3 protein-coding genes are annotated in these 10,664 nt (G+C 39.5%); all 3 read right to left on the reverse strand.

Going from position 1 to position 10,664, the window contains the following annotated elements; genetic code table 11:
• Positions 1 to 47: 47 nt before the first annotated feature.
• The 3 genes from H5185_RS18725 to H5185_RS18735 all read right to left on the reverse strand — a co-directional run bounded on the left by H5185_RS18725 (position 48) and on the right by H5185_RS18735 (position 10,579).
• A complete protein-coding gene (locus H5185_RS18725) occupies positions 48 to 2,234 on the reverse strand; it encodes a DUF255 domain-containing protein (protein ID WP_182742844.1) in 2,187 nt (728 codons plus the stop codon).
• A complete protein-coding gene (locus H5185_RS18730; protein ID WP_182742845.1) occupies positions 2,231 to 5,389 on the reverse strand; it encodes a CRTAC1 family protein in 3,159 nt (1,052 codons plus the stop codon). Before H5185_RS18730 ends, H5185_RS18725 begins: the two co-directional genes overlap by 4 nt.
• Positions 5,390 to 5,518: 129 nt before the next feature.
• A complete protein-coding gene (locus tag H5185_RS18735; protein WP_182742846.1) occupies positions 5,519 to 10,579 on the reverse strand; it encodes a putative Ig domain-containing protein in 5,061 nt (1,686 codons plus the stop codon).
• Positions 10,580 to 10,664 lie beyond the last annotated feature (85 nt).

Here is a 10,664-nt window from a genome sequence, read left to right on the forward strand (position 1 = left end):
AAAGTATCGTGGCATCGAGGTATAACCACATTCACAACATCATGACACTAATGTGTAATCATTTGGGGAGGCACTAATAAAATAGTTTCCGGTAACAAACATATTTTATCAAAGCACATTTGTAAATTGAGCTTTATGGGCATTCTAGTGCGCTGTAATTGCTGGTTGTCCAATAAGATCTGAATTGTCGAATCATAAACACTCAGCATATTCTTACTAAATGATAAACTGACTCGTTTAGCTTCAGGAAAGTCGGCCTTCACGGGGTCATCATTAATAAAATGGATAGCGGTAGGGATCAGTTTTTTATCCAATGGCTTATTCGAATTAATGTGCCAGCCACCAGCTAGGTTAATTTGTAATATTAAATCCTTGCCTACCGTTACAAAATTGACAACCCCTTTACCTCTTCCGATAAAATAAGGTGATCGATTATTACGGGCGGTTTTGTCTGCAGCAAACAATAAAGAAAGCTGCGATATCGTTAATGGCGACTGAACTGATTTTGTCATTAATCCAGTCATCATATCAGTCATATCTGGCTCTCCTGTGACCAAATATAATTGTTTGTAGGCATTTATTGCCATAGCCACCATTGAGGGCAGTTGATCATCGACGGCAAGTAATAATGAATCTGTGTTGTCTACCAACATCCCCATTTGATTGCTCAATTTAACGGCTAAAGCCAAATCATTGGAGTTACCGCTAATACCGTACTTCAACAACAATGCCTCAATAAAGAGCGCATAATCATCGAGCTTTGCATCGACTGAGGCCCTGCCATCATAAACAATACGATAAAGCTGGCCATCGCGATAAAACAGTTCGTTTAATTGGTCAATATATTGGTACATCTTGCGCTGAATTTGTTCATCTAACGTTGCCGAATACATCTCTGCTAGCGCAATAGCATATAAAGCATTCCAAGATAAAATACCTTTTTGATCAGCCATTGGAAAAGGAGATCCGTCTTTGCGCAGTTGACTCAATGCGTTAATGGTTTTAGCCGATGGTAAATTGATAGAGTGTAGAGAAAATAATTTACTCTCAGGTGAATGCTTAAAAAGTGATGGTTGTTCATCAGAAAGCCGTGAAAGATCTTCAATTGTAGTCTGGTAATAACCACCTTCAATATCATTAGATAATGCAGACAAAGACGAAACATAATAGCCATTATATTTCATTTTTGATTCAACAAATTCAATCGTTTGATTAGCAATCTCAATATACTGCGTCATGCCTGTAATCAAATAAAGCTTAACCAAAACACGTATAAGTTGTGCCTGATCATAAAGCATTTTTTCGAAATGAGGCTTTTCCCAGTCACCCGTTTCAGAGTAACGATGCATGCCGCCATCAATAAAATCATAAGTAGGGCTAATTAAAAAACTATCAACTTGTGATTTTACAATATCTAAATATTCAACATTAGCCGTTTTGTCGTATTCAGCTAAAAGGTGCAGTAGCCATTCAGCTCTTAAAAAGCGTGGCGAGTCATGGCTTTGCTCTTGCGTTAGCACAGCCATAACATCTTCAAGTAAACGGGCATAACTTTCAGGCAATAAAAAATCGTCTAATGATATTTTTTGACTTGAAAACAAATGATTCTGAAGTAACTTAGCCTTACGAGTGAGTTTGTCAGGATTAGCTGACCATTTTGAAGAAAGTACCTTTAATAAACTGAGCAATGAAGGTTGAGACAGATAAGAGTCAATCCAAAGAATATCCCCGTCAGGAGTTAGGATAACTTGGATAGGCCAACCTGGGTTTCCTGTCATTCTTTCAAGCGCTAAGCGATATTTAGCATCAACTTCAGGTAATATTTCGCGGTCAATCTTCACATTAATAAAGTGATTATTTAATACCGTGGCGATATCTGTGTCAATATAGCTTTCATTTGCCAGTACATGACACCAATGACATGTGTCATAACCAATAGACAAATAAACAAGCTGGTTTTGCTTTTTGGCTAGAGCCAAAATATTATTTGACCAAGGCTGCCAATGTATCGGCTGCAATGCATGCCTTAACAAGTAAGGCGAGTCTTCAAGCACAAGCCTATTAATATAATCGGGGGTTTGTCCCATATTCAGAATATTTTGATCAATAAACCACTGCTTTCTTATTTCAAATTGCTTAAGTAAACGCTGTTCACTTTGAGCTTCACTGCCGACACTTTGGTTACAATAAAGCGTTAAACAACAAAGCATAAACAGAATACATCTCACCATCATGGCTTTGCGGCACCATAGGTCAATGTATAGCGATTATTTGCTTGTAGAGGACCAAATCGCTGGCGCTTGCCATTAGGCCAAATAACCATCACTCTTGCACTGTTGTCTTTTCCTAAACCAAAAAGTTGTTCTTTAGGATGCACCGACATATAACCTTGGCTACCACTAACTTGGCGCCAACCGTAGCCTTTCTCACCAAAACCAACAATAATTTGAGCACCAATACCGTCAAGGTTAACACCCTCTGCAGGTAAACCTTTTACACTCAACTTTAACCAATTATTGTTAAGCGTCTCAGCCTTATTTTCAAATAACTTAGCCTTGTCATGATAATTATTAACTAACACATCCAAGTCGCCATCATTGTCGAAATCTAAATAAGAAGCAGAACGGGAATTACCGATAAAATCTAAACCACTTTGAACAGAAGTATTGACTAAGCCACCAGCTTCATTCAAAAAGAATACATTACTCGCTTTAGCCGCATCAGGAAACTCAGCATTAACACTTTCACCGGTAATAGGGTCGGCATAATAAGGGTTACTGGTTGAATAAACATAATAATCATTCATGCCATTAAGCACATAGAGATCATCGTCACCATCATTATCGGCATCAAAAAATTCGGCATCCCAAGCCCAACCGGTTGATGAATATCCACGCCCTACTTTATCGCTGCGTTGATATTTTAATGCACCTTTTGAATCAAAACTGGAAATGAAGAGGTCATTACCTTCAACAACTCGCATATTGGCAAGTTTATCGGGATTAAACTCAGCTTGTGTCTCTTCACTCGGCAATACATATTTTTGATCTTTGTTCATGGTCACAATATTAGAGATATACACATCGGCGATACCATCGTGATTCAAATCACTTAAGCCTATATTCATTGTATATGAAGGTTTGCTCGTTCCAATTTTATCTGCGTAATCAACAAAATCCTTGCCTTGTTTATTGATGTAGTAACTATTAACACCAAAATCGTTACCTACAATTAAATCTTGCCAGCCATCCATATTTAAATCGGTATGCGTTACTGCTTGTCCCCACCCTTTATTATTGGCGCCTAGGGCATCTTTAGCTTGCTCAAAAACAAAGTTCCCCTTATTAATGAACAGCACATTTTCACCACCGTTATCATTACGACGCTTTAAGGTTGGTAAGTCACCTTTTAGATAATTACCGAAATATTCAATATAAATATCCAGCAATCCATCATTATTAACATCAACGGTGGTTGCTGGGCCACCAATCATATCAGCCCCACCTAATGCTGCAATCTCCGTCACATCAGTAAAACGACCATCGCCATTGTTACGGTATATTCGATGTGACTCGTCAACATAAGTGATCATAATATCTTGATCGCCATCATTGTCCCAATCGGCAATTAAAGGTTGTCTTGGTTCACCGGGGAGTTTTTTTGCTGCATTAACACCTGGACGTTGACTAATATTTTGTAAACCTGATTGCAAGGTTACATCTTCAAAAAAGCCACCACGATTATAAAATAATTTATTTCCAGCACCACTTAATAGCAAAATATCAATAAGTCCATCGCCATTAATATCTTCTGCCGCCACACCACCGCCACCAAAGGCAGGAGGAATAGTCGAAATTCCCGTATTAGCATTTTTGCTCAAATAACTCCTTAATTGACGACTGAGCCAATCAGACGAGCGATGTTCAAAATCTACTTTTTGCTTCTCTGTCACGTTATCAAAATAACGGATCGATTTATTGTCCTTACTGCCTGCTGACATAATAACTGGAGCAGGCAATATTTCAGGATGGTACTGATGGTAATTATTCACTTCTTTATTGATGGACTCATAAGCACTTGTCACTAATGCTGAAGATAACTCACTCTGATTATTTAACTTTCCTAATTCACCCGCTCGCCTTAATAACAACACACCGTAATGGGCAATCGCCTCAGATAATAATTCCGCAGCAAAAGGATCAGCTTCTAACTTAGCTTGTTGTCCTAAGTCAGATAATGCTTCTTTAAAATATAACCAATGCAATCCAGAGTCTCTAAACGAATCCATATCATAGGATTCAATAACAACTTGTTTATCTTGAGGATATTGTTGATAAAATATGACATCCTCATATTCATTTACTGAATGAGGCAACAATTGCTGCATCGCAATCGCGACATCAGCTTCTTTTATCACATTAGCCTTCCCTGCTTGTGCTTGAGATTGCAAATAGAAGTTTGCGGAGAAAGCAATCATCGCCTCAGTAAAGTAACGGGTAAAGTCTGCAGACTGTTGCTTATCCTTCGGTAAGGCTAATTTAGCAAAATACACCTGAAGATTACGGGCAAACAAGGTTTGATTAACTTGATTGTACTGCTCAAATGCAGCAATTTTCTGTTCTATCAAATCTGTAAGTAAGCCCGTTTTACGCACATTATCCTTCGCAACGGAGGGATCTGCGACAGTGTTGTTCGCAAGTGATTGTGGTTTAAAAACGGGGAATAAGCTGGCCCAACTGTTTATGAGATCTTCTTGGCTGACTTCATGCTGGTTGTTTATCCTTGCCAAGTTATCAGCTTGTTTAAGCAACGATAGCGTTACTAAATCGATTTGTTGAGTAATAAAATGTGCCGCATCGTCACTCAACATAGGCAAATCAGAATCAAGGTCTAATAAGGCTTCTTGTTGTACTGCCAGCATGGCCCTGAAACTGTAAGCAATTGACCCATAATGGCTTTCATCTCGAGTATCAATATCAACCGACATCGCTGGAGTGGTAACTCGCCAAGTTGTTTTTAACTGTTTTATATCAAAAAATGCACTTGTGGCTTGCTTGATTTGCGCTAATGATAATAGTTCTACAGTTGGATTAGACGCAGTAGCTTGTATCCATATATTACGGATCAATGCTTGCTGGTATTCAGCTTTCTTGTACCGGGCATCATCACTCAACGGCGTGCCATAAATCAAGCCTTCTAAGCGAGTGGCTGTTGCATGACATTTGGGATCTCTGGCAGACTCAAGCTTTCCCATCAGTTTGAGTAAACTATCATTATGTTGGATAGGCTTTAAATCAAACGGCTCATTAGCTGCATAAACAGAAAACACACCACAACCTAATAACAAACTCGTCATGATACATAGACGCGATTTAAGAAAACTTGCCATTAATTTTTATCCCAAAACAAAAATACTGTCCTTTTTAGCACTAAATAAGGACGAGCAAAATACTGCAGATAATAAAACAGGGGGAAACTCCCCCCATGTTACTTTTATTTTTACTACCAATATCGTCGCTTAACGATAGCGATGTATATTAGCCCTTATCGATGCGAACATAAACATCAACAACACAGTCCATAGCGGCAAGCTACCGCCATCAGACTTTTCAGCAGAAGCAAAGTCAAAACTGGCATCACGTTGATTATTAACATTATTCACATCATATTCCAGACTCGTTACGTTACCTATCAAAGATAATTTACCATCACGTTCAGGACGAAGACTAAACGTTACATCCTTAGATTTACCTGCTGCAATCTCACCTAGTTGACAAGTAAGAATAGTGCCTACAAGTGCGCACCCACTTGGGATTTGAGGTAACACAATATCAGTATCAAACATCACATTCAGTGTCACATCACTGGCACTAGCATCACTTAAATTAAACACAGACCAAGTGATATTGACCGCACGATCAACTTCAGGGTAACTAGGCATGAGGCTAGATAGCGCTAGATCAACATCTTGTAACCCTACTCCACCTCCGGCACTCATATACCATACTGATACACCATCCTGTTTGTCAAAAGTGATAATATCGAGCAAATCATCATTATTAATATCAAGCACTGTCACGGTACCAAGCGCTTCAGCATCAATAACATAATTACCAGGACGAATATCGTCAGATCCATAATAATGCCAAATACTTACCCCATGGGACATCACCAATAAAAGCTCAGGAATACCATCAGCTTCTAGATCTGTGACAACAATATCATCAGCATTAGGAAACATGACGCTGCTTTTTATAAAGTCATTGCTAAAGGCATCCATAATTAAATGCCAGCCATTATCGTCTTTTACAAACAAATCAGCTTTGCCGTCATTATCTAAATCGGTATTAATCAAACGTTGAGTACCTTGTGTCAACGAAACCACGGCACTTGAAACCCAATCATTATCATCAAGAGTCAATAACACAGGCGCTTGATTCTCGACTCCAACTAAAAGCTTTATTACACCATCAGTAGCAATGGCAGAAAGCGCGGTAATCTTTGACTCTGACGATGTTACAACGCCGGTAACGGTTGATACTTGTTGAAGTCCTTTTGCCGCACTAAAAGACGGTAATGAAAAAGGAATAGGCACTAAATTAACAGTAGAGGAACCAGAACCAACTCCAGAATAAATAGCAACTTGAGGTTGATATGTACCCGCTAAAACGACTTCTGAGTAACCATCAAAATCAAAGTCGGAAATTAACATAACATCTGCTTTGACATCATCTAGATTTTCTACCGAATTGACGGCAAATAGTCCATCGAGCATGTAAGCACGATTACCAGCAATGTCACCACCAGTGGTGATAATGTCAATGTTGCCATCTACATTAATATCTGTAGCGGTAAACGAAGTCACCGCTTGATTTAAAACTATCTTAACACCAGGAATTAGCTGACCAAGACCATCATTGATCATAATTTGGATAGTTAAATCATCGGGTATATAAACCAATAAATCTGTAAAGTTATCTGCATTCATATCAACTGCATAACCTAACGACGCAGGGACACTGATTAACACTTTACCTGGTAATATAGACAAGGTATTAGCCAATAAAATGCTAGTTTCACGTTCAAATATGTCATTATTTACATTCGTAGCAGTGACAGAAATGTTCGCAGAACTAAAGCCAGAATCGACATTGTCTACCATTAACTCAATAATTTGGCTTAATGAATCACCAATAGCTAGCGCATCTGCAACAACACAATCAATTATACCGGCCGATAGTTCAGAACATTCATTTGGCAATACAACAGTTGAAAATTCACTACCAAAAGTAACTTGATAATTCAGTCCTAATGCTGCGGTATAACCATTATTGACAATATCGACAACTAAGTTAACTTTTTGTCCCACTATTGCAGGTGCAGGCGAAAAGTAAATGTTCACACCGAGTTCTGTATCATTTGGCTGAGAAACAGCCAAACTAAAGCGCTGTATTACTGGGAGGTCCACAATTGCGTCAGTCACACTGACTTCAACCTCAAATGTCATATCAGCGGACTCAGCTGGCGGAATTCCAACTAATTGATTCGAAGAGTTAAGAGACAACCACTCTGGAGCCATGACAACGGCAACCGTCAAAGAAGAATCTACATCATCATCAGAAACCACCACATCATATTGGTATGGTGCAAATACACTTGCTTCAATTATGGGTTCCGATTCAAACACTGGTGCATCATTAACATTTATCACTTCAATATCAAATGCAGGTAATTCAATCTCAATGGTGCCGTCCGACACTGAAATAATAATGCCCAATGTTACCCCAACATCATCATTACTCGGAATACCGCTAAGCGTACCATCAGTGCCATTAAATTTAGCCCACGTAGGTTTATTGACAATAATAAAGCTTAGAGAATCATCTTCATCAGCATCAGTGACATCAGGTTTAAAGATATAAGATTCGTCTTCATTAATCGACAGTAACGGAGATCCCATTATTTCAGGTGCATCATTAACATTACTCACATCGATACTAAAACTTTGCTCAGCGTTTAGACCAGCATTATCAGTAACAATTAAGGTGACAGAATGACGACCAACATCTGTATTCTTTGGTGTTCCGCTTAATATACCTGTGGCAGTATCAAAGCTTAACCAATCGGGTATGACAGAAGCATTAAAGCTCAAACTATCTCCGATATCAGCATCATTAGCGACCAAAATGTAATTATAAACTAGGTCTTGTGTCGCGGTTGTTATCGCGGTAGAGCTAATCACTGGCGCATCATTAACATTATTCACACTAATGCTAAAGTTTTGTTCTGCACTTAACCCTGCACTATCTGTCACCTTTAAAGAAACAACATGACTACCAACGTCTGCATTAGTCGGTGTTCCACTTAATACTCCTGTGACGGTATCAAAGCTTAACCAACTGGGTTTTACTAAAGCATTCAAGCTTAAGCTATCCCCAATATCAGCATCTGAGGCAACCAAAGTGTAATTATAAATCTGGTCTTGAGTTGCTGAAATTACAGCTATAGATGTAATTTCAGGTGCATCATTAATATTATTCACGCTAATGCTAAAGCTTTGCTCGGCACTCAACCCCGCACTATCTGTCACCTTTAAAGAAACAATATGACTACCAACATCTGCATTCGTAGGGGTTCCACTTAAAACCGCTGTTGCGGTATTAAAATTTAACCAATCAGGTTTAACAACAGCATAAAATGTTAATACATCACCGCTATCGTCATCCGTTACAACAAAAGTGTACTGATATACTTGATCTTGCATTGCGGTCAATATTGCGATTGAGCTAATCACCGGAACGTCGTTGGTATTGGCCACTATTATACTAAACGCGGTTAACGCTATCGTCACAGTGCCATCGTTAACGCTTATCACAATACCGGCTGTGGTACCCACGTCTGAGTTGGTGGGTGTGCCACTTAACTGACCATTGGTGCTATTGAAACTGGCCCACGTCGGTTTATTGGTAATGCTAAAGCTTAAGCTGTCACCACTGTCGTCATCACTGGCAGTTGGGGTAAAACTATACCCACTATCTTCATTGACAGATGTCGCTGGATTGCCTGATATTACAGGGGCATCATTGGTGTTGACCACGCTGATACTAAAGGCGGTCAACGCTGTGGTCACACTGCCATCGCTAACACTGATCACAATCCCGGCTGTGGTACCCACGTCTGCGTTGGTGGGTGTGCCACTTAACTGACCATTGGTGCCATTGAAACTGGCCCACGTTGGTTTTTTGGTAATACTGAAGCTTAAACTGTCACCACTGTCGTCATCACTGGCACTCGGGGTAAAGCTATACCCACTGTCTTCATTAACAGATGCCGCTGGATTGCCTGATATTACAGGGGCATCATTGGTGTTGACCACGGTAATGCTGAAGGCGGTTAATGCTATCGTAACATTGCCATCGTTAACACTGATCACAATCCCGGCTGTGGTACCCACATCTGCGTTGGTGGGTGTGCCACTTAACTGACCATTGCCGCTATTGAAACTGGCCCACGTTGGTTTGTTAGTAATACTGAAGCTTAAACTGTCACCACTGTCGTCATCACTGGCACTCGGGATAAAGCTATACCCACTGTCTTCATTAACTGACGAGGCTGGACTGCCTGATATCACTGGTGCATCATTAAAATCATATATAACAGAATAACTATTCGATGCAGCATTACTATTATTAAACGTATCTACCGCAACTGCGGCGTCGACAGCAAGACTTACCGTAGATTGTGCAATAGGAGATACTAATACGGTATACTTTTTGCCATCAATATTAGTAAATGATGATAAATTAGCGTTAGTGACTTGAATGTCATTAACATCAAAATCAGTCACTATTTCACTAAAATCGATAGTAGCGGTGAACCCTACAGTGACGGTGCCAGAAGGCCCACTCAAGCTAACACTTGGTAACAAATCATCGTAAATAACATTTAAAGAGTTAGAAGCATTATTGCCGTTCCCTGCACTATCACTTGCCGCACTATCTACAACACTTAATCCAATAGTAGTTTCACCTGTCGCACTAACGAGAACAGAATATGTTTTTGCATCAATTGTCTGAAAATTAGATAAGCTGGCATTAACAACAGCAATATCATCTATATCAAAACCTGATACACTTTCATCGAATACCATATTAACCGTAAAATCAGCAGTTTGATTTAACGACGCATTACTCAACACCACACTAGGCTTAATTGTATCGACAACAAATACTGCAGAAGGACCAGCCGAAGGAGCTAAATTAGTACTAAAACGCGCAGTCCCCGCAACAATACTGATACCAATAGAACCATTACCAACGATATTATCTAAACTCACCGTCACACTGCTGGTATCACCATTCAACACGGTAATGTCCGCATTAGCGGTGCCAGTTGAATTAAGCGTCACTTCATTAGTATTTAAATCGACCTGTTCAACATCAGTATAACTAACGGTGTATGTAACAGGGCCAGAACTAACCAACACATTTGATGGATTACTTAATGTTAAGCTAGGTGTTGCCACTATTGGAGTCGTTTGATATTCAAATGTAGTATCTAATGCTGCTTTATTACCCACTGAGCCATCTAAAATATCAAATGCTGCATTAGCCCCTATTTGCCAATGGATATGTCACTTTGCAAATAGGGGCTAATGCAGCATT

The sequence above is a fragment of the Shewanella sp. SG44-6 genome, assembly GCF_014164185.1.
GTDB classification, from domain to species: Bacteria; Pseudomonadota; Gammaproteobacteria; order Enterobacterales; family Shewanellaceae; genus Shewanella; species Shewanella vesiculosa.

What these genes read in the sequence shown, in the direction of transcription:
- H5185_RS18725 (WP_182742844.1), bottom strand. Translation starts at nt 2,234, where the DNA reads ATGATGGTGAGATGTATTCTGTTTATGCTTTGTTGTTTAACGCTTTAT.
- H5185_RS18730 (WP_182742845.1), bottom strand. Translation starts at nt 5,389, where the DNA reads ATGGCAAGTTTTCTTAAATCGCGTCTATGTATCATGACGAGTTTGTTA.